30 protein-coding genes and 1 pseudogene are annotated in these 26786 nt (G+C 72.5%); 17 read left to right on the forward strand and 14 right to left on the reverse strand.

What is annotated here, in order from left to right; genetic code table 11:
• Positions 1–162 precede the first annotated feature (162 nt).
• Positions 163–645: a hypothetical protein gene (locus AB0L34_RS09655; RefSeq protein WP_363703429.1), complete on the forward strand. Its 483-nt coding sequence runs from the start codon at positions 163–165 to the stop codon at positions 643–645.
• Positions 646–1245: 600 nt separating this feature from the next.
• On the opposite strand, the gene AB0L34_RS09660 is transcribed toward AB0L34_RS09655, so the two are convergent.
• The gene (locus AB0L34_RS09660; protein WP_363703431.1) at positions 1246–1497 is read right to left on the reverse strand and encodes a hypothetical protein; all 252 of its coding nucleotides are present in this window, start codon (positions 1495–1497) and stop codon (positions 1246–1248) included.
• A gap of 103 nt (positions 1498–1600) precedes the next feature.
• Between AB0L34_RS09660 and AB0L34_RS09665 the strand changes: the two genes are divergently transcribed.
• Positions 1601–1861, forward strand: a complete 261-nt coding sequence (locus tag AB0L34_RS09665) for a helix-turn-helix domain-containing protein (protein WP_363703433.1) — start codon at positions 1601–1603, stop codon at positions 1859–1861.
• Here the strand turns inward: AB0L34_RS09665 and AB0L34_RS09670 are convergent.
• Complete coding sequence (locus tag AB0L34_RS09670; RefSeq protein WP_363703435.1) at positions 1848–3092, reverse strand: XRE family transcriptional regulator; 1245 nt, start codon at positions 3090–3092, stop codon at positions 1848–1850. The genes AB0L34_RS09665 and AB0L34_RS09670 overlap by 14 nt on opposite strands.
• 221 nt (positions 3093–3313) lie before the next feature.
• Between AB0L34_RS09670 and AB0L34_RS09675 the strand changes: the two genes are divergently transcribed.
• The 12 genes from AB0L34_RS09675 to AB0L34_RS09730 all read left to right on the forward strand — a co-directional run bounded on the left by AB0L34_RS09675 (position 3314) and on the right by AB0L34_RS09730 (position 11434).
• Complete coding sequence (locus tag AB0L34_RS09675; RefSeq protein WP_363703437.1) at positions 3314–3634, forward strand: hypothetical protein; 321 nt, start codon at positions 3314–3316, stop codon at positions 3632–3634.
• Positions 3635–3928: 294 nt separating this feature from the next.
• Entirely contained in the window at positions 3929–4816 is an 888-nt protein-coding gene (locus AB0L34_RS09680) for a hypothetical protein (protein WP_363703439.1), read from the forward strand.
• An 85-nt stretch (positions 4817–4901) separates the two neighbouring features.
• The gene (locus tag AB0L34_RS09685; RefSeq protein ID WP_363703441.1) at positions 4902–5768 is read left to right on the forward strand and encodes an FtsK/SpoIIIE domain-containing protein; all 867 of its coding nucleotides are present in this window, start codon (positions 4902–4904) and stop codon (positions 5766–5768) included.
• The gene (locus AB0L34_RS09690) at positions 5765–5974 is read left to right on the forward strand and encodes a hypothetical protein (RefSeq protein ID WP_363703443.1); all 210 of its coding nucleotides are present in this window, start codon (positions 5765–5767) and stop codon (positions 5972–5974) included. Before AB0L34_RS09685 ends, AB0L34_RS09690 begins: the two co-directional genes overlap by 4 nt.
• An 86-nt stretch (positions 5975–6060) precedes the next feature.
• Entirely contained in the window at positions 6061–6501 is a 441-nt protein-coding gene (locus tag AB0L34_RS09695; protein WP_363703445.1) for a hypothetical protein, read from the forward strand.
• Complete coding sequence (locus tag AB0L34_RS09700; protein WP_363703446.1) at positions 6498–6797, forward strand: hypothetical protein; 300 nt, start codon at positions 6498–6500, stop codon at positions 6795–6797. Before AB0L34_RS09695 ends, AB0L34_RS09700 begins: the two co-directional genes overlap by 4 nt.
• Positions 6794–7171: an RRQRL motif-containing zinc-binding protein gene (locus AB0L34_RS09705; RefSeq protein ID WP_363703448.1), complete on the forward strand. Its 378-nt coding sequence runs from the start codon at positions 6794–6796 to the stop codon at positions 7169–7171. Before AB0L34_RS09700 ends, AB0L34_RS09705 begins: the two co-directional genes overlap by 4 nt.
• Positions 7171–7950 carry a hypothetical protein gene (locus tag AB0L34_RS09710; protein ID WP_363703450.1) on the forward strand — a complete coding sequence of 260 codons (780 nt, stop codon included), beginning with the start codon at positions 7171–7173 and terminating at the stop codon, positions 7948–7950. The genes AB0L34_RS09705 and AB0L34_RS09710 overlap by 1 nt, the downstream gene beginning before the upstream one ends.
• Complete coding sequence (locus tag AB0L34_RS09715; RefSeq protein ID WP_363703452.1) at positions 7947–8210, forward strand: hypothetical protein; 264 nt, start codon at positions 7947–7949, stop codon at positions 8208–8210. The genes AB0L34_RS09710 and AB0L34_RS09715 overlap by 4 nt, the downstream gene beginning before the upstream one ends.
• Positions 8210–9994, forward strand: a complete 1785-nt coding sequence (locus AB0L34_RS09720) for a replication initiator (protein ID WP_363703454.1) — start codon at positions 8210–8212, stop codon at positions 9992–9994. Before AB0L34_RS09715 ends, AB0L34_RS09720 begins: the two co-directional genes overlap by 1 nt.
• Positions 9995–10016: 22 nt before the next feature.
• Complete coding sequence (locus AB0L34_RS09725) at positions 10017–10205, forward strand: helix-turn-helix domain-containing protein (protein WP_363703456.1); 189 nt, start codon at positions 10017–10019, stop codon at positions 10203–10205.
• 14 nt (positions 10206–10219) lie between these two features.
• Positions 10220–11434 carry a site-specific integrase gene (locus tag AB0L34_RS09730; RefSeq protein WP_363703458.1) on the forward strand — a complete coding sequence of 405 codons (1215 nt, stop codon included), beginning with the start codon at positions 10220–10222 and terminating at the stop codon, positions 11432–11434.
• 410 nt (positions 11435–11844) lie between these two features.
• Here the strand turns inward: AB0L34_RS09730 and AB0L34_RS09735 are convergent, their stop codons facing one another.
• The gene (locus AB0L34_RS09735; RefSeq protein ID WP_363703460.1) at positions 11845–13107 is read right to left on the reverse strand and encodes a multidrug effflux MFS transporter; all 1263 of its coding nucleotides are present in this window, start codon (positions 13105–13107) and stop codon (positions 11845–11847) included.
• A 69-nt stretch (positions 13108–13176) separates the two neighbouring features.
• Here AB0L34_RS09735 and AB0L34_RS09740 point away from each other — a divergent pair, with 69 nt between their 5' ends.
• On the forward strand, positions 13177–13626 hold the full coding sequence (locus AB0L34_RS09740) for a MarR family winged helix-turn-helix transcriptional regulator (protein WP_363703462.1): 450 nt from the start codon (positions 13177–13179) through the stop codon (positions 13624–13626).
• Positions 13627–13745: 119 nt separating this feature from the next.
• On the opposite strand, the gene AB0L34_RS09745 is transcribed toward AB0L34_RS09740, so the two are convergent.
• From AB0L34_RS09745 to AB0L34_RS09780, 8 genes are all read right to left on the reverse strand, one after another.
• On the reverse strand, positions 13746–15005 hold the full coding sequence (locus AB0L34_RS09745) for an MFS transporter (protein WP_363703464.1): 1260 nt from the start codon (positions 15003–15005) through the stop codon (positions 13746–13748).
• 145 nt (positions 15006–15150) lie between these two features.
• Entirely contained in the window at positions 15151–16026 is an 876-nt protein-coding gene (htpX, locus tag AB0L34_RS09750; RefSeq protein WP_350711578.1) for a zinc metalloprotease HtpX, read from the reverse strand.
• 177 nt (positions 16027–16203) lie between these two features.
• Positions 16204–17739: an NADH-quinone oxidoreductase subunit N gene (locus AB0L34_RS09755; RefSeq protein ID WP_363703466.1), complete on the reverse strand. Its 1536-nt coding sequence runs from the start codon at positions 17737–17739 to the stop codon at positions 16204–16206.
• Between the two features lie 280 nt (positions 17740–18019).
• The gene (locus AB0L34_RS09760) at positions 18020–19519 is read right to left on the reverse strand and encodes an NADH-quinone oxidoreductase subunit M (RefSeq protein WP_363703468.1); all 1500 of its coding nucleotides are present in this window, start codon (positions 19517–19519) and stop codon (positions 18020–18022) included.
• Entirely contained in the window at positions 19516–21450 is a 1935-nt protein-coding gene (locus AB0L34_RS09765) for an NADH-quinone oxidoreductase subunit L (protein WP_363703470.1), read from the reverse strand. Before AB0L34_RS09765 ends, AB0L34_RS09760 begins: the two co-directional genes overlap by 4 nt.
• Positions 21447–21899 carry an NADH-quinone oxidoreductase subunit NuoK gene (gene nuoK / locus AB0L34_RS09770; protein ID WP_363703471.1) on the reverse strand — a complete coding sequence of 151 codons (453 nt, stop codon included), beginning with the start codon at positions 21897–21899 and terminating at the stop codon, positions 21447–21449. Before nuoK ends, AB0L34_RS09765 begins: the two co-directional genes overlap by 4 nt.
• Positions 21896–22489 (reverse strand): NADH-quinone oxidoreductase subunit J, encoded by a 594-nt coding sequence (locus AB0L34_RS09775; protein ID WP_363703472.1) that lies wholly within the window; start codon positions 22487–22489, stop codon positions 21896–21898. The genes nuoK and AB0L34_RS09775 overlap by 4 nt, the downstream gene beginning before the upstream one ends.
• Complete coding sequence (locus AB0L34_RS09780) at positions 22486–23112, reverse strand: NADH-quinone oxidoreductase subunit I (RefSeq protein WP_357460145.1); 627 nt, start codon at positions 23110–23112, stop codon at positions 22486–22488. The genes AB0L34_RS09775 and AB0L34_RS09780 overlap by 4 nt, the downstream gene beginning before the upstream one ends.
• A gap of 94 nt (positions 23113–23206) precedes the next feature.
• Between AB0L34_RS09780 and AB0L34_RS09785 the strand changes: the two genes are divergently transcribed.
• Positions 23207–23779, forward strand: a complete 573-nt coding sequence (locus AB0L34_RS09785) for a Uma2 family endonuclease (RefSeq protein ID WP_363703474.1) — start codon at positions 23207–23209, stop codon at positions 23777–23779.
• On the opposite strand, the gene AB0L34_RS09790 is transcribed toward AB0L34_RS09785, so the two are convergent.
• The gene (locus AB0L34_RS09790) at positions 23760–24194 is read right to left on the reverse strand and encodes an ester cyclase (protein ID WP_363703476.1); all 435 of its coding nucleotides are present in this window, start codon (positions 24192–24194) and stop codon (positions 23760–23762) included. The two genes, AB0L34_RS09785 and AB0L34_RS09790, sit on opposite strands and share 20 nt — an antisense overlap.
• Positions 24195–24432: 238 nt before the next feature.
• Between AB0L34_RS09790 and AB0L34_RS09795 the strand changes: the two genes are divergently transcribed.
• Positions 24433–25452 (forward strand): glutathione S-transferase C-terminal domain-containing protein, encoded by a 1020-nt coding sequence (locus AB0L34_RS09795; protein ID WP_363703480.1) that lies wholly within the window; start codon positions 24433–24435, stop codon positions 25450–25452.
• A gap of 38 nt (positions 25453–25490) precedes the next feature.
• On the opposite strand, the gene AB0L34_RS09800 is transcribed toward AB0L34_RS09795, so the two are convergent.
• The gene (locus AB0L34_RS09800) at positions 25491–26453 is read right to left on the reverse strand and encodes a complex I subunit 1 family protein (protein WP_363703478.1); all 963 of its coding nucleotides are present in this window, start codon (positions 26451–26453) and stop codon (positions 25491–25493) included.
• Positions 26453–26786, reverse strand: a pseudogene (locus tag AB0L34_RS09805) (hypothetical protein); the annotation flags it as partial. The gene AB0L34_RS09800 and the pseudogene AB0L34_RS09805, both read right to left, overlap by 1 nt.

The following is a 26786-nucleotide window of genomic DNA, read 5'->3' on the forward strand; positions in this document are numbered from 1 at the left end:
GATCTCAGAGGAGGGTTTTGGGCAATTTAATCGGAATTGCCTGGTTCAGCAAAGCCCCTCGCGTCCGTCACGCCTACGACAGATGACTTCGCCTGGCGTCAGGCGGGGCGCGAGTCCTAAGTGGCATGTAGCGTCGAGGCATTGAGCCAGAAAGGGGCACGAATGCTGCACTTGATTAGGCCGGACCGCAGTATGGCCCGGGTAAAGTCGTCAGCGAGAGCGATCGAGTTAGCGGTAGCGCATGGGGCAGACCTCAGTAAGCTCGACTGGCAGCCCGCCGAGAAGCCCGCAGACGACCTAATCGTCTCACTTGCGCTGCGTTACGGAGTAAAATGCTCGGCCGGAATTGTTCTAGATGCCGCTTATGTCGTGTTGCGACGATACCCGCTTGAGATCACGGAAACACATCAAAAGGCTGCCGAGAGCCACGCTGCGCTCCTTCAAGAACAGGGCGCGCTGATGGACAAGGTGCTCCCGGGCTGGTCTGACCGTAAGCGTGAGCTCGATGCTCGTGTCGATGAAAGCCACCGCCAGGTCGTTGAGGATGCGGAGAAGCAATTAGAGCAGGCGTTGACCGCAAAAGAACGCGATACCGACCTCGTCACCCACTGGATTAATCTGGGAGGGCTTGAGCCTCCCAGATGAGCGCCAGGGTGGGCAGTGGAGCCTTTGGGCGAGCCACCCCCAACGGCCGACCCTGATGCCATCCCGTCTGCCGTCGACCCGCCCTCCTGGGGAGCGGGCCGCCGCCCGGCCCGCCACGTCAAGCGGACCTTGACGCAAGTTCGGACGCTGGCGGGCCGGGCGGTGGTCTGCTCGGCTTGCCCGGGTCGATGGCAGACGGGATGGCCTACCGCAACCACCCACGGCCCGGCACCCGCCGACGGAGCCCCGACCATCCTGGAGCCGGAGCGCCCCCGCCGGAGGCGCAGTAGCCGCCCCCCGCGACCGCCGCCAGCTCGCCGACGCGGCCGGCGTGCGCTCCCCCACGCCGCGCGGGCTCGTGGCCGCGCGGCCCGGCCGGCTGCCGGCCTACCACCACCCGGTTAACGCTGCTGTCGTCATGCGGCGGCCCCTCCGGGCTTTCCGCTCTCCGCGCCAGCCGCCGGGCGTGTTGCGTGGCCGGAGTCGGAGCGCCAGCGGAGCGACGGACGCGCGCCCAGGCGGCGGCGCGTGCGGCCCGTTCAGGGCCGCCTTGAAGACGTACAGAAACTTTGAACCACATCGCCGGCAGCCGGGCCGGCCTCACCTCGGGGGCTGTGTGGCTGCGTCGCCGGTTTGCTCCCGCCATTGGCCGCTGTCGGCCTGGACGAGACGCCTCACCATCTGTCGGGCCTCGTCCTCGGTGTCGAACTCCCACCGGAGCACCTTGCCCGTCTCCGAGTCGCCGGCCCTGGCAACAACGTGCCACCGGACCTCCCGGGCGAGCCACACGTCACGCCGGGTCAGCCGCCCCCATGTCCCGTTCCACCAGCGCGCGACCAACTCCTTTGCCACGGCTGGATCGTACAGGCGTTCGAACATTGTGGTTTGTGGCGGTAGAAGGCAGGCAGGGTTGCTGGGAGGCTTCTAGCGGTCCTCGTGATGCGAGAATGGAGCTGTGGGAACTGGCCCGGACACGACCGCGGAGTGGTGGACAACCTCCGACGTAGCTGCGTACCTCGGCGTCAAGGTTGCGACCGTGACGAACTACCGGAAGCGGGGCCAGATGCCGGAGCCGGACGCGACCGTTGGACGTACGCACATGTGGCGCCCGAGCCGGGTGGTGTCTTGGCACGAGAGCCGGCCTCGCCCTGGCGTCGGTGGTCGTCCCAGTCGCGCTGTCGCTGACGAGAACGCCGACGAAGTCAACTCGCGCTGAGGGCTCGCACCTCGTCCAGGTACGAGACAGCTTCCGGCTCCTTCGGGTACCGCGCCCGCAGCAGGGTCGCCAGTTCCTTGGAGCACATCAGCAGGGACGGGAGTGACTGGCGTTCCCCCTCCAGTGCCCGTCGGCCGTAGGACACGGCTTGATCGAGGTCTCCAGCACGGGCCGCTACGACCCCGAGCGTGATCCGAGCTTCTGCGTTACGCATCGGCTTGCGCTCGGTGCCGTCCGGCTCCGTCGACGAACGGATCACTTCGCGGGCGTACATCTCGGCGAGGCGGTCTTCGCCGACAATCCGGTAGCAGTCCATCGCGTAGAAGTCGAACTTTGCGGGGTCCACCACGAAGTGATGGTCGGTGTCCTCGGGATACGGCAACGACTCCAGCAACGTGCGGCCCTTGTCCAGTGCTGTCTCGACCTGCCGCCGGTCGCCAAGCCGCGCCCAAGCCTTGGCCCGCTGCGCGGCCAACTGCACGGCTGCGCCGTCGTGGGCCGCCACTGCCTCGCCTGCTTCTGCGGCCGCGATGACGCCTCGGTAGTCGCCCTGCGTCAGCGCGTACCAGGCTCGCATTTCGTAGGCCCAGCCTGAGATGGCGGCATTGCCTGCTTCCTCGCCGAGTGTCAATGCGGCCTTGCGCGTGCCCTCCGCGATGTAACGCTGCCCCATGTCGTACTCCACGCAGCCGACGAGCAGCGCAACCCAGCCCGCCAGGGTTAGCACCTCCTGGTGCTGCGCGAGGGTTAGCCGGCGGTCCATCAGAGCGGTGATCCGGCGCAGCCATGCGCGCCCCTCTACGTGTAGCTGCTCTGACGCCATGTATGGGTACTCGCAGCACAACCTGTCGGCCGTTATCCGCAACGCTTCGAGCGTGGCGGTTGAGACGTCAGAGCTGCGTAAGCGGGCGAGGATCTCGACGGTCTCCATGCCGGTGGCCGCGATGAGTTCCGCGTCAGCCTCGTGGGATGTCGCGGGCGGGAAGAATGCGGCGGTGACTGTGCCGAACGTCTTCGCGATGAGGGACTTGTAGAAGCCGTCGGGCTCTGTACCTCCCGCCTCCCACCGCTTCCAGTTCCGAAGCAACGTGCTGTCGGCCGGCAGCCGCTCAGCGGCGTGCGCCCGCATCGCACGGACCGCCTCCCCCTGCGACCACCCCCGCGCGGTGCGCTCAGCCCTCAGCCTGGTTGCCCAGGCAGGTCGATCGAGGTCAGCAGCCATGTCAGCCATACCGCCAGTATCGCCCCGATCAAGGGGGCACGGCGAGGGGACTTTGGCCTGTCACCGCAGTGACACCTGTCGTTTGACCACAGTGGAGGCGATCGTTGTGGGTGCCAGCGAAACGCCCGGAAGAACTCCGGCGACAGCCTGGCGTAATACCAACTCAGTTGGTACTTTGATGGTGAGGCAGTCATCCAACAAGGGATGCGCCTAGACACAGGAGGTCTGTTGTGAAGCTGTACGTGGACACCCAGAGCAAGCAGGTCCAGGTGACGAAGGACCCGGAGCCGAAGAACGACCAGAACGGCAACCAGCGGTCGGAGAAGAACACTGGCCGGCCCATGTGGTCCACCCAGGTCTTCGTTCTCGACGAGACCGGCGGCGAGATCATCACCATCACCACGGCGGGTGAGAAGCCGGGCGTGACGGTGGGTCAGCTCGTCGCTGTCGAGCAGTTGGAGGCCATTCCGTGGGCGACCAACGGGCGTAACGGCGTCGCGTTCCGCGCCATCTCGCTGAAGCCGAAGGCTGGTAACTCGGCGGCTAAGTAGGTCCTCGGTCACCGTGCTGTGTCTGCCACTGGTGTCCGTGGCAACTCCAAGCGGCTGAGGTCCGCTGATCCATCCAACTGAACAGGCAGTCCGGGGACGGCTCTGGCGTCCAACGTTCCCGGCCTGGTGACCACGACCGGTGGTCACACCCCGTAAGAGCTGGCGCGGGGTCGGTACTGGCGTCCAAACCTGCCGACCCCGTGCCCTCCAACTCATCCACCCTCGTGCAAGGGAGGACTCGTCGTGTCCAAGTCTAGCTCTCGTCGCTCCTTCGGCGGCAAGACCACGGGAACGGTGACGGTCATTGAGGCCAAGGTTCACCGTTCCTCGGCCAGGAAGGCTCGCCTGGCGTTCATCCTGACGGCGGTCATCGTCGGCCTGCTTGCGGCCGTGGTGGCCGCTTCCTACATGCACCCCATCGTCGCCCTCGTCGTGGGTGCGCTGATCGGCGTGCCGACCGGCGGTCTCGCGTGGGTGCTGGTCCGTGTGTGGCCGGTGCTGCGGCTGCTGTGGTGGTGGCTTCCCGAGATCGTGCTCACCACCGCCGCCATCACCTTCTGGACCCAGCTCGTCAACCACACCACCGGCCCGGTCACCCTGCTGGTGGTCGCCCTAGTCGTCGGCGTCCCCGCCACCATCCCCGTCACCCGCCGCGCGGTGGTCGCCTGGACCTGGTGCTTCGTGGTCCGCCACCGGCTGCGCATGTGCTTCGCGCAGTTCATCATCGCCAACCAGTCCGGCAGCCTGCCGCTGATCCTGTGGGCTCGCCCGACGCCCGTCGGCGAGCGGGTCTGGATCTACCTCCGCCCCGGCCTGTCCCTGGCCGACCTGGAAGGGCGTCTCGATCGCATCGCGGTCGCCTGCCACGCCTCCACCGCCCTGGTCGAGCGGGCCTCCGACGGCAACTCCGCCTACCTGCGGTTCGACATCAAACGCCGCGAAGTCCTCACCGCGAACGTGGGCTCCCCGCTGGTCGACGTCATCAACCCGGACACCCCGGCCGCCGACCGGCCTACGCCGGTCGTGCCGACGGCTCTGGACCTGCCCGACGTCGACGCCCCCACCATCACCCTGCCCAGCCAGGGCAAGCCGGCCGCGAAGAAGCCGGCCACGACGGCCAACGGCAGCAAGCCCGCGGCTACGTCCTCGACGCCCGAGGACGACGTCTCCGACTGGATCTAACCCACCACCACACCTGGGACGCGGGGAGCCATCTCGGCTCGTTCGTGTGGCTCCTCGCGCCCACCAAGCCCAAGGAGGGCATCTCATGACCACCACTACCGCCCCAACGTCTGGGGTTCCGGTGGGGCCTGGCCTGTCGATGTTCGACCCCATCTTCGTCGGCATCGACGAGTTCGGTCAGCCCGTCTACATCACCCTCGCCTACCGCAACCTCCTCGCCGGCGGCGAACCCGGCGGAGGCAAAAGCGGCCTCTTGAACTGCATCGCCGCCCACGCCGCCCTCTCCGTCGACTCCCGCCTCGTGCTGCTCGACGGCAAGCTCGTCGAGCTGGGCCAGTGGGAAGACTGCGCCGACGCGTTCATCGGCCCCGACATCACCGAAGCCCTCGCCGTCCTGCGGCGGCTCCAGGTCGTGATGAACAACCGCTACGCCTGGCTCCGCGCTCACGGGCGCCGCAAGCTCACCGCCCTCGACGGCCTGACCGTCATCACCGTCCTCGTCGACGAAATCGCCTTCTACAGCGCGACCGTCGGATCGAAGCAGGAACAGGAAGAGTTCGTCGCCCTCCTGCGTGACCTCGTCGCCCGGGGCCGCGCCGCCGGCATCCCCGTCGTCGCCGCCACCCAGCGGCCGTCGTTCGACATCATCCCCACGTCGCTGCGGGACCTGTTCGGCTACCGGGCCGCGTTCCGCTGCACCACACCCAACAGCTCCAACATCGTCCTCGGGCACGGCTGGGCCGAGCAGGGCTACTCCGCCACCGACATCCAGCCCACCAACCAGGGCGCGGCCTACCTCATCGCCGAAGGCGGCGTTCCCCGCCGCATCAAGGTCGCCTACCTCACCGACGGCCAGATCGCCGGCATCGCCGACTACGCCGCCTGGATCCGCCGACCCAACCGCTTATCCGCCCCCGACAGCCACCGCCCGGACCTGGGGCTTGCGGCATGACCACCCGCGAACGCGCCTACGCCCGCGCCAGCAACCAGCGGGCCGCTCAGTACACCGAAATGTGGATCGTCGGCAGTCCCGAGGACCTGGCCGTGATGCTCCACGCCGCCGCCCAGACGGGCCGGCTCGTCTTCGTCTCCGCACCCCACCAGATGGGGCCGGACGACACCCGTCACCGCCGCTACCTGCGGCTCCGCACCCACTAATCGGCCGACAGGACCAGTCCATCCGCCTGCCAGCAGAGCTGGTCCTGCCGACCTCCCGCCAACAGCCCCGAAAGGACGTGGCTGCCATGAAGGCTACCCACAACCCACCCACCGCAGTAGCGGTCAGCCCGGCTGACCTGCTGCGGATGGCTGCCCTCTACCTGCGCCGGCACGGCTGGCACCAGGGCACCTACTACGCCAAGAACACCGACACCCTCACCCCGCCGGCCTGCGCCGTCGGGGCCATCGGCATTGCTTGCGCCGGCCGCCGCGTCGACCACTTCTACAGCCTTGACTTCGACACCCAGGTCACCTTCCGCACCGCCGTCGGTGTCTTCACCGCTTTCCTCGACGACCACGAGCCCATCTGCGCCATCGACGAGGACGGCTTCCTTATCGACGAGCACACCTCCCCGTACTCGTGGAACGACGACCCCGGCCGCACCGCCGAGCAGGTCATTACGGCCCTTGAGACGGCCGCTGACGAGTGGGACCGCCTCCAGCAGCAGGGAGGCGAGAACCGATGAGCACCGTCAAGAAGACCTTGACGCCTGTCCCCCCGATACAGCGGCGTCGGGAGGTCGTCGAGAACGACGAGTTCGCTGCCTTCGCACGCCGCATCATCCGCGCCCACGGCCGCCGCGTCGCTACCGGCGACGTGGAAGCCCTCCGCGACCTCACCAACCTGTCGGCGGTCATCGATCAGGCCATCACTGAGGCCGTGGTCGGGCTGCGGGCCTTCGGCTACTCCTGGGCCGAAATCGGCTCCCGCCTCGGCATCTCCCGGCAGGCCGCCCAGCAGCGCTGGGGAGGCCAGCAATGACCACCCTCGCCGAGGCTCCTACCGGTCTGGCCGTCGAGTTCTACGACCCGACCGGCACCCGCTACGGGTTCCCCACCTTCCCCTACCAAACCGCACCCGCCGGCCTGGCCACCCGCCGGCAACTACGTGCCGCCGGCCTCCGACCCGGAGGACACGACCCGGTCGCGCAGATCCTCTGGCGGCGCGGCAAGCGCGTCGCCTACCTCTACCGCCTCGACCTCGCCCAACCGAAACGGGTCGCCACCGCCGCGCAGCGGGAGGCCATCGCCAAGGCCCTACGCGCCCGCCGGACCTGCCGGGTGTGCGGGCTGGTGCAGCCCTACTACATCCCCCGCCGCTACGGCTGCTGCCTCGACTGCCACGGAGGCCACTGATGCCCGCGAACACCACGACCAACCGGGGCACCCGCGTCGAAGGTGTCGTCCTGGTCCTCATCCTTCTCACCGTCGCTGGCTTCGCCGGAGCCGCGTCCTTCACCCACGTCAAGGACTGGACCCTCGCCAACTCACCGGACGGGACCGGGGAGTGGTTCGGCTGGGCCAACGCCGTCATCTCCGAACTCGTCCCCATCGCGGCCCTGCTGACCATCCGGCGACGCCGCCGCGCGGGCGCGCCGATCGGCTATCCGCTGTTCCTGCTCATCGCCGCCGCTGGCCTCTCCCTCGCCGCACAACTCGCTGTCGCCAAGCCCGGCCCGTCCGGGTGGCTCCTGTCCGCCGTCCCCGCTCTCGCCTTCATGGCGCTCGTAAAGCTCGTCCTCGCTCCGACGCCGGCCCGGTCGGAGGACACCACGCCGGCCGTCGAGCCGGTCGAGCCGATCCGCGTCCAGGTGGCCGAGCAGGTCACCACCGAGCCGACACCGCCGGCCGCCATCACCCCCGCACCCGAAACGGCCCCGACCCCGGCCGCCGAGCCGGCCCCGGCGGCTGAGCCGACCGTCACGCCGGCCGTCGTCGACACAAAACCCGTCACCGCCCCGGCCGCCGAGCCGGTCGACGTCCCTGCCCACCTGCTGCCCATGGCCCGCTTCGCCGCCGTGCAGCACGAACAGGCCACCGGAGCACCCATCACCCCCGCCGAGCTGGCCGACCGGCTCGACGTCGCCCCGGCCGTCGCCGGGCAACTCCTCGCCCTCGCCCGAGGTGCCCGATGACCATCCACCTCGTCGACATCGAACACATCACCCACACCTGCCCCGCCCACCCTGACGGGCACCCCTACGACGTCCGCCGCACGCTCGTCGACGTCATCCCCGGCGGGCCCTGCCGCGCACCGGTCACCATCCGCTGCGGCAACACCACCGTTCAGATCCCGTGTCACCGGCACGAGCCGGCCAAGCGCCAGTGCGGCGCCTGCCGGGTCATCGTCACCGAACGCACCATCACCACCCGCACCCCCGAGGTGGCGGCTTGATGGCGTCGACGCTGGACCTCACACCCCGGACCGCCTTGGCCCGGGGTGTGGGCTCGAACGCCGACGTCCCGCCCGTCTACGGCTACACCGCCGCCGGGTCCGCCTTCGAACGCGCCACCCGGCCGGACTACTTCGGCTGGCTGGAACACGTCCGGGCCGCCGCCGGCTGCACCCGCCCTATCCGCCTCGCCGGCCAACTCCTCACCGTCGAGCAGAACACCGGCCGGGTCCTGGACCAGCGGCACACCGACGGCATGCCCGACGCCGCCATCTACACCGCCTGCGGCAACCGCCGCGCCACCGTCTGCCCCTCCTGCGCCCACACCTACCAACGCGACGCATTCCAACTCCTGCGCGCCGGCCTCGTCGGCGGCAAGGGCGTCCCCGAGACGGTCGCCTCGCACCCGGCCGTGTTCGCCACGTTCACCGCACCGTCCTTCGGGCCGGTCCACGTCCGGATCGTCAAGCGGCACACCTGCGGCAACCGGAAGCGCTGCGACTGCCGCGCCGAACCGTGCCACGCCCGCCGCGACGCCGGCCTGTGCCCCCACGGCCGCCCCGCTGTCTGCTGGGCCAGGCACGAAGCCGGAGACGCGGTCCTCGGCAGGCCGTTGTGCCTGGACTGCTACGACCACGAGCACCAGGTTGTGTGGAACCTGTTCTCCGGGGAGCTGTGGCACCGCACCAAGCAAGCCGCGCAGCGCCACCTTGCCAAGCTCGCCCGCCGCCGCGGCATCCCCCGCGTCGAAGTCGTCACCGCCTCCGGCAACGTCCGCAAGGTTCCGCCGGTTCGGCTCTCGCCCGGGAAGGTCGCCGAACTCCAGTCGCGGGGAGCGGTCCACTTCCACGCCATCGCCCGCCTCGACGGCGTCAACCCCGACGACCCCGACGCGATCGTTCCCCCGCCAGCCGGGTTCACCGTCGCCGACCTCGTCGACGCGCTCCGCCACGCCGCCGCACAGATCACCTTCCACACCCCGGCACACCCTGACCGGCCCGACGGCTGGCCGATTGCCTGGGGCGAGCAGGTCGACCTGCGGCCGATCAGCACCACCGGCGAAGGTGAGGTCACCGATGGCCTGGTCGCCGGCTACCTTGCCAAGTACGCCACCAAGAGCACCGAGGCCACCGGGCACACCTCCACCCGCCTTACCGCCGACTCGATCGGGGACTACGCCGACCCCGACGGCGACCACACCGCCCGCCTCATCGACGCCTGCTGGCGCATCGGCCGACCCACCGGCACGCCGGTCCCCCTGTCCCAGCGGCCCCGCGACCCTCGGCCCCGGCCCGGCTTCGTCGACCGCTGGGAGTGCCCCGACTGCGGCACCCACACCCGCTACGCCGCCTGCCCCGTCTGCATCGCCGACCGTCAAGCCGCCCTTGACACCGAACCGACGAAACCGGCCAGCACCAACCCGTACGCCCGGCTGCGCCGGTGGGCGCACATGCTCGGCTTCGGCGGCCACTTCCTGACCAAGGGCCGCCGCTACTCCGTGACGTTCCAAGTACTACGGGATACCCGGGTCAGTTTCCGCCGGCACGAGGGCCAGGTCCACGAGCACCCTGCCGCCGGCGGCCCTCCCGTCGGCCACCACGACGACGACACCACCCTCATCGTCGGCACCCTCACCTTCGCCGGCGTCGGCTGGCACACCACGGGTGACGCCCTCCTCGCCAACACCGCCGCCGCCATGGCCAGAGAGCGACGAACCGCCGGCCGCGAAGAACTCGCCCATGAACTCGCCACCACCCCGGCCGGCACCGCGCCGGCTGCCGCCTGACCCCTCGACCACGGGAGACGACATGACCACCGCACAGCCGTCCAAGCTCTGGACCGTCGACGACGTTTCGGCCTATCTCGGTGTCCCGGTCCAGACCCTCTACACCTGGCGCAAGCGCCGCCTGGGTCCACCCGCTGGCCGCGTCGGCCGGCATCTGCGCTACGACCCGGACGCTGTCCGGGCCTGGTTCGAGCAGCAAGCCGCAGCCTAGGGGGAGGAGCACCGTTGGCCCACGTCGAAGACCGCTGGTTCAAGACCGTTGCTCGCCCGGACGGCAAGCCGGAACGGGTCAAGACGCCACTTCATGGGAAGGGGCTCCGTTACCGGGTCCGGTACATCGCGCCGGATGGTCGGGAGCGGTCGAAGTCGTTTCCGGACAAGGAGAAGCGGGCCGCTGAGGCGTTCCTGGTCTCGGTGGAGTCGGACAAGCTGCGGGGCACCTACATCGACCCGGCGGCCGGCAAGCTGACCTTCCGTCAGTACGCCGAGCAGTGGTTGGCCGCGCAGACCTTCGACGAGTCAACCCGGGAGGTAACGGAGCGGCGGCTACGCCGGCACATCTTCCCCTATCTCGGTGGTCGGGCGCTGGCGGCGATCCTGCCGGCCCACCTGCGGGAGCTGGACCGCTCGCTGCAACAGCTCGGCTTGGCGACCACCTACCGGGTCGTCGCCTACAGCAACGTCGCCACGATCCTCAACGCGGCGGTCGACGACGGCCGCATCCCCCGCAACCCGTGCCACGCGAAGACGGTCCGGCCGCCAAAGGTGCCGCCCCGCAAGGTGGTGCCCTGGTCCCGGGAGCAGGTGCTCGCCATCCGCGCCGGCCTGCCGGCGCGCTACCGGGTCGCCGTCGACCTGGGCGCGGGCTGCGGGCTCCGTCAGGGTGAGGTTCTGGCCCTGGCTGTGGACGACGTCGACTTCCTCAAGGGCACCCTGCACGTGGTCCGGCAGTTGAAGATCGTGGGTAGCCGGCTCGTCTACGCGCTGCCCAAGGGCCGTAAGACGCGCGACATCCCGTTGCCCTGGTCGGTGGGCGCTGCCCTCACCCGCCACCTGGAGGAGTTCCCCCCGGTGCCGGTAACGCTGCCATGGGAGATGCCGGGCGGCTCTCCGGTGACCGTCAACCTGGTCGTTCACGGTCGAACGAACGTCGCCATGGATCGCCACACGCTCAACCGGGATTATTGGCACCCTGCCCTGACGGCCGCCGGCATCCAGCCGTCCCGAGCCACCGGCATGCACGCCCTGCGGCACTTCTACGCCTCAGTCCTGCTCGACTCCGGGGAAAGCGTCAAAGCGCTGTCGGAATACCTCGGCCACGCCGATCCGGGCTTCACCCTGCGCACCTACACCCACCTCATGCCGACCAGCGAGGACCGCACGCGCCGAGCCGTAGACAAGGTGCTCGGGTCGCCCTCGGACGGCCTGGCGACGGCCTAGCGGCGATCATGGCGGTGTATCGGCTGCTCACGGGCGGTGTCTCATCAGTTCACGAACTACCGGTAAGCCTCAGCCGCCTTGGCTGATCATCAGGTCGTCGACCTGCTGCAGCCTGGGCAGACGTCGTTGCCGTCGGTCGTCGTTCGGCTTTTCCGTCTGACGGCCGGCGGCCCGGCGACGGCCTGTACCCCTGCGTCCGGGCTCCGTGGTGCGCGCCGGGTCGGAGGCAGCGGCCCGGACGAGTGTCGCTGCCCAGCTGGCAAGGACCGGGGCAATCCGGTCACCGACGACGAGTACGCGTCCGCTGACCGCTTCAGCCGTGGCGACGGCTGCGTCGGGCGGCGCCGCGATCCGGGACTTCAACTTCTGAGGCCGCCACCTGCCATCGACGGGAACCGGCCCCGCCATGCTCACAGTCTGCCCTCGGCGGAGGTCGCCGTGGTGGACCGGCGCGGGCGGGCCAGGGTGAGGACGACGGCGAGGGAGGCGATCGCCGCACCGGTGATCACCACGGCCATCGGGACGGCGGTGCCCTCCCCACCCAGCCCGACCAGCGGCGCAGCTGCCGCTCCCACCACCGACTGGATGGCGCCCAGCAGTGCGGCGGCGGTGCCGGCGTGGGCGGCGTGCCGGTCCAGGGCGAGCGCGGTGCCGTTCGGCGTCACCATGCCGAGTGATCCGACGAAGACGAACAGGGCCACCGCCACCAGCGGCAGGGCGTCGAGCAGCGCGCCCGCGAGCACCGCGGCGGCGGCCAGCGCCCCCACCCCGAGCGGCCCGATCAGCAGCCTGCGGGGCTCGAAGCGGTCCAGCAGGCGGGCGTTGGCCTGACCGACGGCGACCAGGGCGAGCGCGTTGACGCCGAAGATCAGGCTGAACGTGCCGGCCGAGACGCCGAAGACGTCCTGGAAGACGAAGGACGATCCGGAGATGTAGGCGAACAGTCCCGCGAAGGCGAGGCCCTGCGCCAGCGCGTACCCCAGGAAGATCCGGTCGGTGAAGAGCGAGCGGCCGGCGGCGGCCGTGGCGGCGAGGCCGCCGGTGCTGCATCGGGATGCGGGCAGCGTCTCCGGCAGCCGCCACGCGACGGCGGCGGCGAGCAGCGCGCCGATCACCGCGAGGGCGACGAAGACGGTACGCCACGAGCCGAAGCGCAGCACCAGGCTGCCGAACGCCGGCGCGGCCATCGGGGCGATGCCGAAGACCAGGGTGAGCCGGGAGAAGTACTTCGCAGCGTCCCGGCCGGCGTAGAGGTCGCGGACGACGGCGCGCGCGACGACCACGCCCATGCCGCCGGCGAAGCCCTGCGCGAACCGCGCCGCGGCCAGGGCCTCGGCCGACGGCACGGCCGCGCAGAGCAGCGACAGCAGGGTGTACGCGCCGACGCCCACGAGCACCGGCCGGCGCCGGCCCCAGCGGTCGCTGAGCGGGCCGGTGACGAGTTGGCCGACCGCCATGCCGATCAGGCAGGTGGTCAGGGAGAGCTGGATCTGCGCCTGGCTGGCGGCCAGGTCGCGGGTCATCTCCGGGAACGCCGGGAGGTAGGTGTCCAGGGAGAGCGGCCCGAACGCGGTGATCGTGCCGAGCAGCACCAGCAGCACCGCGGCGGCCCGTCCCGTCGGCACGGCGACGCGCTCGTCCGGGCGTACGGGCGGCGCGGTGGCGTGCGGCATGGCGGTCCCTCCGTGGCGGCGGCCCGCATACGATAGCTCTGCCTACAGAGTTGTTGCAGCGGGGAGAGTATGCCTGTGACGGACGAGACGGTCGACCAGCTCAGCGGAGCCCTCGGCGACCTGCACCGGGTGCTGCGCCGGGCGGCCAGCCAGCGGGCCGGCCGCGTCGCCCTGCCGGACGCGCAGGTGGAGGTGCTGCGGCTGGTGCAGCGGCAGCCGGGCGTCGGCGTCCGCGAGGCCGCGGAGCGGCTGGGCACCGCGCCCAACACGGTCAGCACGCTGGTCGGCGAGCTGACCTCCGCCGGGCTGCTGCACCGGGACCGGGACCCGGTCAACCGGCGGACCGTCCGCCTGGAACTGACCGACGCGGCGCGGGAGCGGATCGCCGCGTACGGCCGGCACCGGCGGGACCTGCTCGGCGCCGCGCTGGCGGGCCTGGACGACGCCGACCGGCAGGCGCTGCTCACCGCCGCGCCGGCGCTGCGTCGCCTCGCCGACCGGATGACGCAGCAGCGCTGACCCCGCCGGCGACCGGGACAGCCGGTGCCGCGACAACCAGCGACCGGAACAACTGGCGGCCGGGACAGGCGGTGCCGGGACAACCGGCGACCGGAACAGCCGGCGGCCAGCGGTGCGGGTCAGGCGGGCACGAGGTCCTCGGCGCGTACCGCGGTGGCCTCCGCGCGGGCGATGGGGCCGGCGGGCAGGGCCGCGATCCCGGCCCCGACGGCGACCGCCGCCCCGGCGAAGAGGAACGCCCACGGCACCCCGCCGGCGTGGTCGACGATCAGGCCGGCCACCGCGCCGCCGGCGGCGCTGGCGCCCACCGACATGGTCACGACCCAGGTGTACGCCTCGTTGAGCATGCTGGTCGGCGAGATCCGGCCGACCAGGGTGTTCTCCAGGGTGAGCGCGGGCGCGATCGTGGCGCCGCCGATCACCAGGGCGGTGCCCAGCGCCGCCGGGGTGGGCATCACCGCGAAGACGGCGAAGCTGCCGGCCACCGCGGCGAGCAGCAGCGCGAACTGCCGGGTCATGTTCCGGGCCGGCTTGCGGACGCCGAACCAGAACCCGCCCACCGCGCTGCCGACACCCCAGACGGCCAGCAGCACGCCGGCGAGGCTGTCCGGGTCGTCGGAGGTGTAGTCGGTCGCGAACGCGGGCACGGTCACGCCGGCCGCGCCGAAGGCGATGCCGAGGCTCGCCACACAGAGCAGCAGCGCCGGGAAACCGGGGACGCGCAACGGCCCGAGCCCCCTGGTGTGGTGCTCGCGCGGGTGCGGCTGCCAGCCCCGCATCACCCGGCCGAGCGCCACCGCGGTGGTGCCGACGAGGGTCACCACGGCCGAACCGACCAGGGCGGCCCCGGCGTCGGCGACCAGGATGAAGCCGGCGACCAGCAGCGGGCCGAGCACGAAGACGATCTCGAAGAGGGTGGTCTCGGCGGCGAGCGCGGTGTTGCGCAGCTGTCGCCGGCCCGACGCGGGCGAGGTCAGGTCGTTCCAGGCGCCCCGGATCGCGGCGGTCAGCGGCGGGTACGTCGCCCCGGCCACGCCAGCGGCCACGAAGACCAGCGCCAGGCTGCCGGCGTCGGCGCGGGCGGACCAGAGCAGGCCGATCAGGGCGAGCGGGTGGGCGACCGCCGTGCCGAGCAGTACGGGGCTGGGGCCGATCCGGTCGGCGATCCGGCCGGCCACGGGGCTGAGCGCGGCACCGGCCAGGGCGTAGATGCCCCCGGCGACGGCGGCCAGCGAGTACCGCCCGGTGACCTGCTCGACGACCAGCAGCAGCGCCAGCGGCGTCATCCCGATCCCGAGCCGCCCGATGATGCCGGTGATCAGCAGCATCGGTGCCCCGGGGATCCGCCAGACGCCCAGGTACTGGCGCAGTGCGGCCACGGTCGACCTCCAAGGGGGTGTAATGAGCGGAATGCCCTTCCGACCCTAACGCCGGCCGGCCTTGGGATGAAACGGTTAACACGCTCACACAGCGGTCCGCCCGTGCCCGGCGGGGCCGGGCACGGGCGGAGAGGTGATCAACGCCTCAGCGCTGGAACTGCACCGGGCCGCTGCTCGCGGCCATCTGCTCCAGGCGCGCGACCCGCTCCTCCATCCGTGGGTGGGTGGAGAAGAGCGCGGCCACGCCGCCGCCCCGGAACGGGTTGTCGATCATCAGGTGGGCGGTGCTGGTGAGCTGCCCCTGGGCCGGCAGCGGCCGGCGCTGGGTGCCCATGTGGATCTTCCGCAGGGCGCTGGCCAGGGCCAGCGGGTCCCGGGTCAGCCGGGCGCCGGAGGCGTCCGCCTGGAACTCCCGGCTACGGCTGATCGCGAGCTGGATGACGGTGGCCGCGATCGGGCCCAGGACGATGGTGAGCAGCAGCACGATCGGGTTCGGGGAGTCCTCGTCGTCGCCACCGCCGAGCGGGATGAACCAGGCGATGTTCGCCAGCATGGTGATGATGCCGGCCAGACCGGCCGCCACGCTGGAGATGAGGATGTCCCGGTTGTAGACGTGCGACAGCTCGTGCCCGATCACCCCGCGCAGCTCCCGGTAGTCGAGGATCTCGGTGATCCCCTGGGTCACACAGACGGCCGCGTGCTGCGGGTTCCGCCCGGTGGCGAACGCGTTGGGCTGGGACGTCGGGCTCACGTAGAGGCGCGGCATCGGCTGCCCGGCCTCGGTGGCCAGCTCGCGGACCATCCGGTACAGCTCGGGGAACTGTGCCTCGCTGACCGGTTGCGCCCGCATCGAGCGCAGCGCGAGCTTGTCGGAGTAGAAGTAGGTGACGCCGTTCATCAGCAGCGAGACGACGACGGCGATGACCAGTCCGCCACTGCCGCCGAACCAGTAGCCCACCGCCAGGATCAGCGAGGTGAGCAGGCCGAGCAACGCGGCGGTCTTCAGACGGTTGTGGTGCACGATCACTCCTTCGGTGCGCGGATCACGCGGGACCCGCCGACCGGTTCAACAACCCGGTACCCGTCAACCATCCGCCTCATGGCTGTGAGTTGCCTGGGATGTCCGGAGTGCCCGCCCGCGATTACCGCCGCGATCAGCGGGAATCCGGGCGCGGGAGCCGCCGCCTGAAGGGTTCGGTCAGCGGGCGGCGAGGTCGAGCACGAGTTGCGGAGCGAAACCGATCACCACGGCCACCACGGTCGCCACGACCAGCGCCGCGCCCACCGTCCCGGCCCGCACGGCGGCGGGGGCCGGGGCGCCGACCGGCGTGGCGGCCCCAACGGCGGGGACGGTGGGCCCGGCGACCGGGGCCGTCGGAGCCACGGGCGGGGCGGCCCAGAGGGCGGCGGTGAACCGCAGGTAGTAGGCGAGGCCGAGCACCGCGTTCACGGCCACCACCAGGGCCAGCCAGCCCGCGCCGCCGTCCAGCAGCGAACGGACCACGGTCACCTTCGCGAAGAGACCGGCCAGGCCCGGCGGCAGACCGGCGAGCCCGATCAGCGCCAGCCCGAGCGCCGCCGCCCGCCACGGGTGCCGCCGGCCCGCGCCGCGCAGGTCGTCGACGGTGCCGCCGTCCGCGCCGGCCGGGCGCAACGCCACCACGGCCGCGAAGGCCGCCAGCTCCAGCACCACGAAGAAGACGGCGTACGCGACGGCGGCCGCGTACGCGGCGGTGCGGGCGTCGGCGGTGCGTCCGGCGGACAGCGCCAACGCGCCGAGCGGGGCAAGGATGTAGCCGGCCTGGGCCACCGAGGACCAGGCGAGCAGCCGGACCGTACGCCGCTGGCGCAGCGCCACCAGGTTGCCGACGGTCATCGTCAGGACCGCGAGCAGGGCGAGCACCGGGCCGGTAACGTCGGCCGGCAGCGCGTGCTGCACGACAGCCAGCAGGGCGACCACGCCGCCCAGCTTCGAGGCGGTGGAGAGGTATGCCGCCACCGGCAGCGGCGCGCCGTCGTAGGTGGCCGGCGCCCAGGCGTGGAACGGCACCGCCGCCACCTTGAACGCCAGCCCCAGCACGATCAGCGCCACGGCGGCGGTGGTCAACGGCAGGTCGAGCAGGTCCGGCCGGTCGGTCAGGATCGCGCCGAGCCGGCCCAGGTGCAGCCCGCCCGTGGCCGCGTAGAGCAGCGCCGCCCCCAGCAGGGTCAGCGTGGTGGCGACCACGCTGACCACGAAGAAGGTGACGGCCGCCTCGGCGCTGGCCAGGCTGCCCCGGCGCAGCCCGACGAGCACGTAGAGCGGCAGGGTGAGCGTCTCCAGCGCCACGACCAGGGTGATCAGGTCGCCGGCCGCGCCGAGCACCACGCCGCCCGTCATCGAGCAGGCGAGCAGGAAGCAGTACTCCCCCGTCGGCGACTGCCCCGCCCGCAGCAGCGGCCCCGACAGTGCGAGCACCCCGAGCGTGAGCAGGGCGACGACCGCGGCGACCAGGGCGGCCCGGCCGCCGAAGACGTACGAGCAGTCGGGGCCGACGCAGAACGTCCGCCGCTCGTCCCCGGCGCCGACCAGGGCCGCGCCGAGCGCCGTGGCGACCGCGCCGACGGCGGCCGTCGCCAGCGTGACCCGGGAGCGGGCGACCAGGAGGTCGGCGAGCAGCACCAGCACGGCCGTCCCGGCGGCCAGGTACGCCGGGAGCAGCGCCACGTTGTCGACGCTCTGCACCACGCTCATGCCGGCACTCCGCTTCGCTGCGCGCCGCCATGAGGCACCAAACCGCTGAGCCTGATGATTCGCTCGCTCCGCGCGCTCATGCCGGCACTCCGCTTCGCTGCGTGCCGTCATGAGGCACCAGAGCGCTGAGCCTGATGATTCGCTCGCTCCGCTCACTCATGCCGGCACTCCGCTTCGCTGCGTGCCGTCATGAGGCACCAAAGCACTGAGCCTGATGATTCGCTCGCTCCGCTCACTCATGCCGACACCTCGCCGCGTCCGTTCCGCCGGCCCGGCTCGCTCATCGCAGCACCTCCACCAGGGCGTCCACGGGGGCCTCGGCGACGCCGAGCACCAGGGTCGGGGCCAGACCGACCGCGAGAGCCAGCAGCACCAGCGGCGCCCACGCGGCCAGTTCCGCGCCGGCCAGGCCGGGGGTCAGCCGCCCGACCGCCGGGCTGGGCCGCCCGTGCGTCACCCGCCGCAGCAGCCGCAGGAAGTACGCCGCGGTGAGCGCCCCGCCGAGCGCGGCCAGCACGCCCAGCGTGGTCCAGAGCGGCCCACCGACCTCGACGGCGGCCACCACCGCGAACGCCTCGCCCCAGAAGCCGGCGAGCCCGGGCAGGCCGAGCGAGGCGACGGCGGCGAAGCCGAGCAGCCCGGCGAGCCGGGGCGCGGTCTCCCGCAGCCCGGAGAGGTCGTCGAGCGCCCCGGTGTGCGTACGGTCCTTGACCGCGCCGGCGAGGAAGAACAGCAGGCCGGTGATCACCCCGTGCGCGACGTTGCCGATCAGGGCCGCCTGGATGCCGGTGGTGGTGAGCGTGGCGACCCCGAGCAGCACGAAGCCCATGTGCCCCACGCTGGAGTACGCGATCAGCCGCTTCAGCTCGCGCTGCGCGAGGCAGACCAGCGACCCGACCAGGATCGCCGCGACCGCGAGCACGCCGAGCACCGGGGCGGCCCAGCGGGCGCCCTCCGGCGCCACTCCGACCGCGATCCGGATCAGCCCGTACGTGCCCATCTTGAGCAGCACCCCGGCGAGGACGACGCTGCCGACGGTGGGCGCCTGGGTGTGCGCGTCGGGCAGCCAGGAGTGCAGCGGCCAGAGCGGGCTCTTCACCGCGAACGCCAGCGCGAGCAGGGTGAACGCGGCGAGCTGGGTGCCCCGGGACAGCCCGGCCCCGCCGGTGAGCGCCACGATGTCGGCGGTCCCCGCGGCGGCCACCACCGTGTAGACGCCGACCAGCAGCAGCACCGAGCCGAACAGCGTGTAGAGGGCGAACTTGCGGGCCGCCCGCCGCCGGTCCGCGCCGCCCCAGCCGGCGATGATCGCGTACATCGGCAGGAGGACGACCTCGAAGAACACGAAGAACAGCACGAGGTCGAGGGCGAGGAAGGTGCCGAGGATGCCGACCTCGACGACCAGCAGCAGCGCCACCAGCGCCCGCCCGCTGCCGCCCTCGGGCACCCGCCACAGGGTGTAGGCGCAGCAGAGCAGGGTGAGCAGGGCCGTCAGCACGACCAGCGGCCAGGAGATGCCGTCCACCCCGAGGTGGAAGCGCAGGTCCAGACCGGGCACCCAGGGCAGGTCGACCTGGTGCCAGGGGCGTACCGCCGGTGCGGACCAGGCGTCCCACAGTCGGACGCTGGCAGCCAGCGGCAGCGTGGCGAGCAGGGTGAGGCCGGCGGCCACCGTGCCCACCAGCCGGGCCGCCCGGTCGGCGGGCGTCGCGGCCACCGCGAGCGCGCCCAGCGCCGGCAGCGCCAGCACCGCGGCCAGCAGGAACTCCCCGAACCTCATGCGGCCACTCCGATCAGGGCGGCGGCCAGCCCGATCAGCAGCGCGCCGGCGAGCACCCCGGCTGCCGCGCGTGGCAGCGCGGCCCGGTGCAGGGCCGCCAGCCCGCCGCCGAGGCCGAGCGCGGCCCGGCCGCTGCCCTCGACCGCGCCGTCCACCACCACCTCGTCGGCCGTACGTGTCGCCCGGGCCAACGCCGTCGTCGGGCGTACGACCAGGGCCCGCTGGACGTCGTCGAGCCGGAACGCGGCGGCGAAGACCGGCCGCAGCGGGCCCAGCGCGGTCGCCGGGTCGGCGGCCGGGTCCCGCCGCCAGCGGAGCCAGGCCAGCCCCGCCCCGACGGCCAGCAGCGCCAGCGGCAGCAGCAGTTCCGGGCCGACATGGACCAGGAGGTGCTCGCCCGGCTCGCCCGCGGTGGGCGCGAGCAGCAGCCGGCGGGCGAAGGCCCAGTCGAAGCCGGCGAGGCCGAGCAGGGCGGCCGGCACGGCGAGCAGCAGCACCGGCCAGCGCATCACGGCGGGCGGGTCGTGCGGGTGGGCCAACGGGATCCGCGTCTCGCCGAAGAAGGTGCGCAGCAGCAGGCGGGTGGCGTACCAGGCGGTGACTGCGACGCCGACGAGCCCGGCCAGCCACACCAGCCAGCCCACCCAGGTCGGGGTGGGGCCGGCGCCGTGCAGGGCGGCCTCCTGGGCGACGGCGAGCACGCCGTCCTTGCTCCAGAAGCCCGACAGCGGGGGCAGCCCCGCAAGGGCACCGAGACCGACGACCGTGCACCAGAAGGTGACCGGCATGGCGCGGCGCAGCCCGCCCATCCGGGACATCAGCGTGGTGCCGACGGCGTGGATCACCGCGCCGGCGGCGAGGAAGAGCAGCGCCTTGAAGGCGGCGTGGGTGAGCAGGTGGAACAGCGCGGCCGGCGGCGAGCCGACCGCGAGCGCGCCGGTCATGTAGCCGATCTGGGAGACCGTCGACCAGGCCAGCACCCGCTTGAGGTCGTCCTGGGCGGTGGCGGCGAACGCGCCGAGCAGCAGGGTGACCGAGGCCATGACCCCCAGCACGGCCAGCGCGCCCGGGGCGGCCTCGAACAGCGGATAGAGGCGGGTCACCGCGTACACGCCGGCGGCGACCATGGTGGCGGCGTGGATCAGCGCCGAGATCGGCGTCGGGCCGGCCATCGCGTCCGGCAGCCAGGTGTGCAGCGGGAACTGGGCGCTCTTGCCGGCCACCCCGGCGAGCAGCAGCAGGCAGGCGGCGGTCAGCGTGCCGGTGCCGTGGTCGTGCGCGAGCACGTCGGCGATCCGGAAGCTGCCGGCCGAGACGCCCAGCAGCGCGATGCCGAGCAGGAAGCCGACGTCGCCGACGCGAGTCACCAGGAACGCCTTCATCGCGGCGGCCGGCGCCTCGGGCAGCCGACGGTCGTGGGCGATGAGCAGGTAGGAGCAGATGCCCATCACCTCCCAGCCGACCAGCAGCAGGATCAGGTCACCGGCGACCACCACCAGCAGCATGGCGGCGGTGAAGAGGCTGATCTGCGCCGCGTACGGCGGGTAGCGGTGGTCGGCGTCGACGTCGTCGTGCGGCCCCCGGCGCAGGTAGCCGATCGAGTAGACCTGCACGGCCAGGGCCACCGCGGCGACCGCGACGGCCACCAGCGCGGCCGCCGAGTCGAGCCGGACCCCGAGGGTCACGGTCAGCCCGCCCAGGTCGACCCAGGTGGTGGACGCCTCGGCCGGCCGGTCGAGGGTGACCAGCAGGGCGACGGCGAGCGTCAGCGCGCCGGCCGCCCCGGCCACGCCGAGCGCGATCGCCATCCGGCGGGCCCGGTCCCCGCCCGTCCCGGCGCCGCGCGGCGAGGGCGGCAGCAGCAGGCCGATCAGGCCCGCGACCAGCGGTACGGCCGGCAGCAGCGCGCCGAGCGTCGTGGTCGTGCTCACCGCTCCCCCTCCGGACGGTCGGCGGATCCGGACCGGCCGTCGGTCCCGGTGGCGGACCCGGGCCGGCTGTCGGTCCCGGGCCGGGCGTCGGTCCCGGCGGCGACCCCGGCCACGGCCGGCCCGGCCGGACGTGCGGTCGGCGGGCGCTCGGTCAGCGGGACCTCGTCGACGGCGACGCTGGCCCGGAGCCGGTAGAGCTGGAGCACGATCGCCAGGCCGACCCCGATCTCGGCGGCGGCCAGGACGATCACGAAGAGCGCGAAGACCTGCCCGCCGTGCGGCAACTGCGCCCGCACGGTGGTGTCGGCGGTGACCAGGATCAGGTTGACCGCGTTGAGCATCAGCTCGACGGCCATCAGCACCAGCACCGCGTTGCGCCGGCGCAGCACGCCGTAGACGCCGAGGCCGAACAGCAGCGCGGCGGTGACGTACGGGATGACCGGCCTCACCGCGACCGCCCGCCGTCGCCGCCCGGACCGCTCCCGGTGGTCGCCGTGCCCGGCCGCCCTGCGGGCCGGTCGGTGCCCGGCCCGTCGGCCTTCGGTCGGCCGATGTCGGGGCGGGAGAGCACGATCGCGCCGACCAGGGCGGCCAGCAGCAGCACCGAGAGCACCTCGAACGGGAGCACCCAGCTCCGGAAGATCTGGTCGCCCAGGCGTTCCGCGGTGCCCGCGTCGGGCAGGTCCACGGCCGTCCAGCGGTAGGCGTCGACCAGCAGGGCCGCCAGGCCCAGCCCGGTGCCGCCGCCGATCAGCGCCGCGGGCCAGCCGGGCCGGTCCAGGTCGTCGGAGGCCCCGATCGGGGCGCGGGTGAGCATCACCGCGAACAGCAGCAGCACCACCACCGCGCCGACGTAGATGAGCACCTGCACCCAGGCCACCAGCTCGGCGGTGAGCACCAGGTACATCCCGGCCAGCGCGCCGAGGCAGACCACGAGGTAGAGACCGGCCCGCACCAGGTGCCGGGTGGCCACCACCAGCACCCCCGAACCGACCGCCACCGCGCCGAGGGCGAGCAGCAGCACGTCCGCACCGGTCATGCGCCGGCCTCGGGCTCGGGGCGTACGGGTGGGGCGGCGGGACGGGCGGCGGGGGCCGCCGGGACCGCGGCCTTGCGCGCGGCGGTGGTCTCCTCCTTGGCCGGCTCGCCGTTCGGGTCGTGCGCGGGCGGCGGCGGCACGGTGCCCATCCACTGCCCCAGGTGGTCCTTGTCGTGCAGCAGGTCCTTGATGTCGTACTCGGCGTACTCGAACTCGGGGGACCAGTAGAGCGCGTCGAAGGGGCAGACCTCCACGCAGATGCCGCAGTACATGCAGAGCGAGAAGTCGATGTCGAACCGGTCGAGCACGTTGCGCTGGCGGGGGCGGGCGGCGCCGGGCACCGCCACCTCCTCCTTGTGCGAGTCGATGTAGATGCACCAGTCCGGGCACTCCCGCGCGCAGAGCATGCAGACCGTGCAGTTCTCCTCCAGCAGCGCGATCACCCCGCGCGAGCGGGGCGGCAGCTCGGGGGCGACGTCCGGGTACTGCTGGGTGGTCGAGCGGCGGGTCATCGTCTTCAGCGTGACCGCGAGCCCCTTGACCAGGCCCGCGCCCGGCAGGCCACGTTCTGGGCCGGCGCCGCCCGGCTCGCTGCGCTCGCTGCGGTCGGTCATGCCGACCATCCTGCCCTGTGGCCCCCGCGCGCGCGACCACCACCCGGGGGTCGGTGAGAGTAGCGTGACCCTGGGGAGAACGACGCATCGGAAAGGGCTCGCCATGACCGCCGCGCTGCACGACGACAATCCGCCGCCGGGCGAGTGGACGGCCGACGATCTCGACCGCCTGCCTGACGACGGCCGCCGTCACGAACTCCTGGACGGAAACCTCATCATGTCGCCCTCCCCCACGCGACTCCACCAGTCGATCGCCCTGATGCTCGGGGCTGCTCTCCAGGAGAGCTGCCCCGCCGACCTCGATGTCACCCAGGCCGTCGAGGTGCGACTGTCCCGGACCCGCGCGTTCATCCCCGACGTGCTGGTCACCGAGCTGGACGCGGCCTCGCGCAACCCCTCGCACTACCGGCCCCACGAGGTGATGCTGGTGGTCGAGATCGTCTCGGAGGGATCGCGGAGCATCGACCGGGTGCTCAAGCCCGCGCTCTACGCCGAGGCGGACATCCCCTACTTCTGGCGCATCGAGACCGAGTCAGGGATTGTCGTACATGCCCACAAGCTCGACCCGGCGAAGCGCGTCTACGTCGAGCAGGCCCGGATGACCGACGGCATCCTCGTTCCGGAGCCTTGGGAAATCGACATCCCGCTCAGCAGGATCATGCCGAGGTCCCGCTGATCCCACCCGCGGCGGGCGGGAGCATCTCGACGCCGAGCTGCTGGAGGAGTTGGAACAGCTCGTTGCAGCTCCACACGTCGACGATCCGGCCGGCGTCGTCGAAGCGCAGGAAGCTCGCCCCCGAGTAGCTGACCACCTGTCCGGTCGGCGGCACCGGCCCGAACCGGCCGACCTGGGTGCCGGCTGCCCGCCAGTGCACCGCCACCCGGTTCCCGGCGGCCACCAGGTCCACGATCTTGTAGCGCAGGTCGGGGAAGGCGGCACGGCGTTCCCGGTGCCACGCCAGCGTCGCCTCCGGGCCGGCGCCGCCCAGCCCCGGGCACTCCGGCGCGACCAGCTCGTACGCCGACTCCTCCCGCGCGGCGTTCCACACGTCGGCCACGAAGCGCCGGGCCGTCGCCTCCACATCGGTCATCGCGGCAGCGTAACCGCCGGCCGCGCCGCCCGGCCCGGACGTCGGCCGCGCCGGGGAGGAGCCCGCGGGCGCAGCGGGCTGACGCTCGGTGCGCCGGCGGAGGGTTGGCGCTCGGTACACCGGCGGGCGGCGGAACCCGCCATGATGGGACGAGCGACAGGCGACGGCGGAGGGGGCGGGCGTGGGCGACACCACCGAGGGCCGCGGCGGCGGCACGACCAGCGGCGACGAGGTGCTGATGCGGACCGGCGGCAGGTACGTCGAGCCGGGCGGCGAGTTCACCCGGGACCAGCGTTACATCGCCACCCGGATCACCGCCGACGGCCGGGACGGCTGGCCGGTGCAGCCCGGCCGGTACCGGCTGGCCGTCAGCCGCGCCTGCCCGTGGGCGAACCGGCTGATCATCGTCCGCAGGCTGCTCGGGCTGGAGGGCGCGATCTCGATGGCGGTGGCCGGCCCGACCCACGACAAACGGAGCTGGACGTTCGACCTGGACCCGGGCGGGCGCGACCCGGTGCTCGGCATCGAGCGGCTGGCGGACGCGTACTTCGCGCGGTTCCCCGGCTACGAGCGGGGCATCACCGTGCCGGCGATCGTGGACGTGCCGACCGGGCAGGTGGTCACCAACGACTTCGGGCGGATGAGCCTCGACCTGTCCACCGAGTGGACGGCGTACCACCGGGCGGGCGCGCCCGAGCTCTACCCGGAGCGGCTGCGCGACGAGATCGACGAGCTGAGCGCGATCCTGTTCCGGGACGTCAACAACGGCGTCTACCGGTGCGGCTTCGCCGGCGACCAGGGGGCGTACGAGAAGGCGTACCACCGGCTCTTCGACCGGCTGGACTGGCTGAGCGACCGGCTGGCCGGGCAGCGCTACCTGGTCGGCGACGCCATCACCGAGGCCGACGTGCGGCTGTTCACCACGCTGGTCCGCTTCGACCCGGTTTACCACGGCCACTTCAAGTGCAACCGGAGCAAGCTGACCGAGATGCCGGTGCTCTGGGCGTACGCCCGGGACCTGTTCCAGACCCCCGGCTTCGGCGACACGGTGGACTTCGACCACATCAAGCGGCACTACTACGAGGTGCACCGCGACATCAACCCGACCGGGGTGGTGCCGCTCGGCCCTGACCTGGCGAACTGGCTCACCCCGCACGGCCGGGAGACCCTCGGCGGTCGCCCCTTCGGCGACGGCACCCCGCCCCCGCCGCCCCCGCCCGAGGAGCGGGTCGACCCCACCCACACCCCCCTGCGCTGAGCCGGAACCCGCCCAAGTTCTAAGGAAGGGGCCCTTCCTTACAGCGCGACGCGGACGGCGGCGGTGAGGACGAGCTGGCCCAGGGAGACGGGGACCAGGACGAGCCAGCAGAGGCGCTGGAGCTGGTCCTCGCGCAGGCGGGGGTAGGACACCCGGAGCCAGATGATCACGAAGGAGACGGCGAAGACCTTCAGCAGGGTCCACAGCCAGCCGAGCTGCGCGTCGGCGAACGGCCCCTGCCAGCCGCCGAGGAAGAGCACGGTGGTGAGCGCCGCGATCACCACGATCCCGACGTACTCGGCGAGCAGGAAGAAGGCGAACCGCAGGCCCGTGTACTCGGTCATGTAGCCGAAGACCAGCTCCGAGTCGGCGACCGGCATGTCGAACGGCGGGCGGCGGATCTCGGCGAGCCCGGCGAGGAAGAAGACGACCATGGCGGGGGCCTGCCAGAGCAGCCACCACGGCTGCCACGCCGCCACGATCCCGGAGAGGCTGAGCGTGCCGGCCGCCATCGCCACCGACGCGGCGGCCAGCACCAGCGGCAGTTCGTAGCCGAGCAGCTGGGCCGCCCCGCGCAGGCCGCCGAGCAGGCTGTACTTGTTGGCCGACGCCCACGCCGACATCAGCACCGCCAGCACGCCGACCCCGACGACGGCCAGCACGAAGAACAGGCCGATGTCGAGCGGCTGGCCGACCAGGTCGTCCGGGCCGAGCGGGATCACCAGCAGGACCAGCAGGTAGGGCACGAGCGCCACCGCCGGGGCGAGCCGGAAGACCGCCCGGTCCGCCTCCCGGGGCGTGACGTCCTCCTTCTGCACGAACTTCACGCCGTCGGCGACCAGCTGGGCCCAGCCGTGGAAGCCGCCCGCGTACATCGGGCCGAGCCGGCCCTGCATGTGCGCCATCACCTTGTGCTCGGCCTGGCCGACCAGCAGCGGCAGGGTCAGGAAGGCGACGAGCACGCCGCCGACCCGGATCACCAGCTCCAACCACAGCGGCATCAGGGCGTACCTCCGTCGTCGGCCCGCTCGGTCGCGGCCGGCCCCTGCCGGGACGGCCGGTCGGCCGGCGGTCCGGAGCGGGCGGCCCCCTCGCCACGCCCGCCGGGCGCACCCGGCAGGGGACCGGCGTCGGCGGCGGTCGGGCCGGCTGCCCCCGGACCGTCGGCAGCGGGCGCGTCGGCCGGCGCGGGGCCGTCGGCGGCGCCGGCGGGCCGGGCGGTACGGGCCGGACGGGCCCCCGGGGCCGGCCGGGCGGGCCGCTCCCGGGCCGGGCGGGCCGGGACGCCGCCGCGCGGGCCCTCGCCGGCACCGCCCGCGCCGGCCGGCGTCGGC

Origin of the sequence: Micromonospora sp. NPDC052213 (genome assembly GCF_040679695.1) — a bacterium.
GTDB lineage: Bacteria > Actinomycetota > Actinomycetes > Mycobacteriales > Micromonosporaceae > Micromonospora.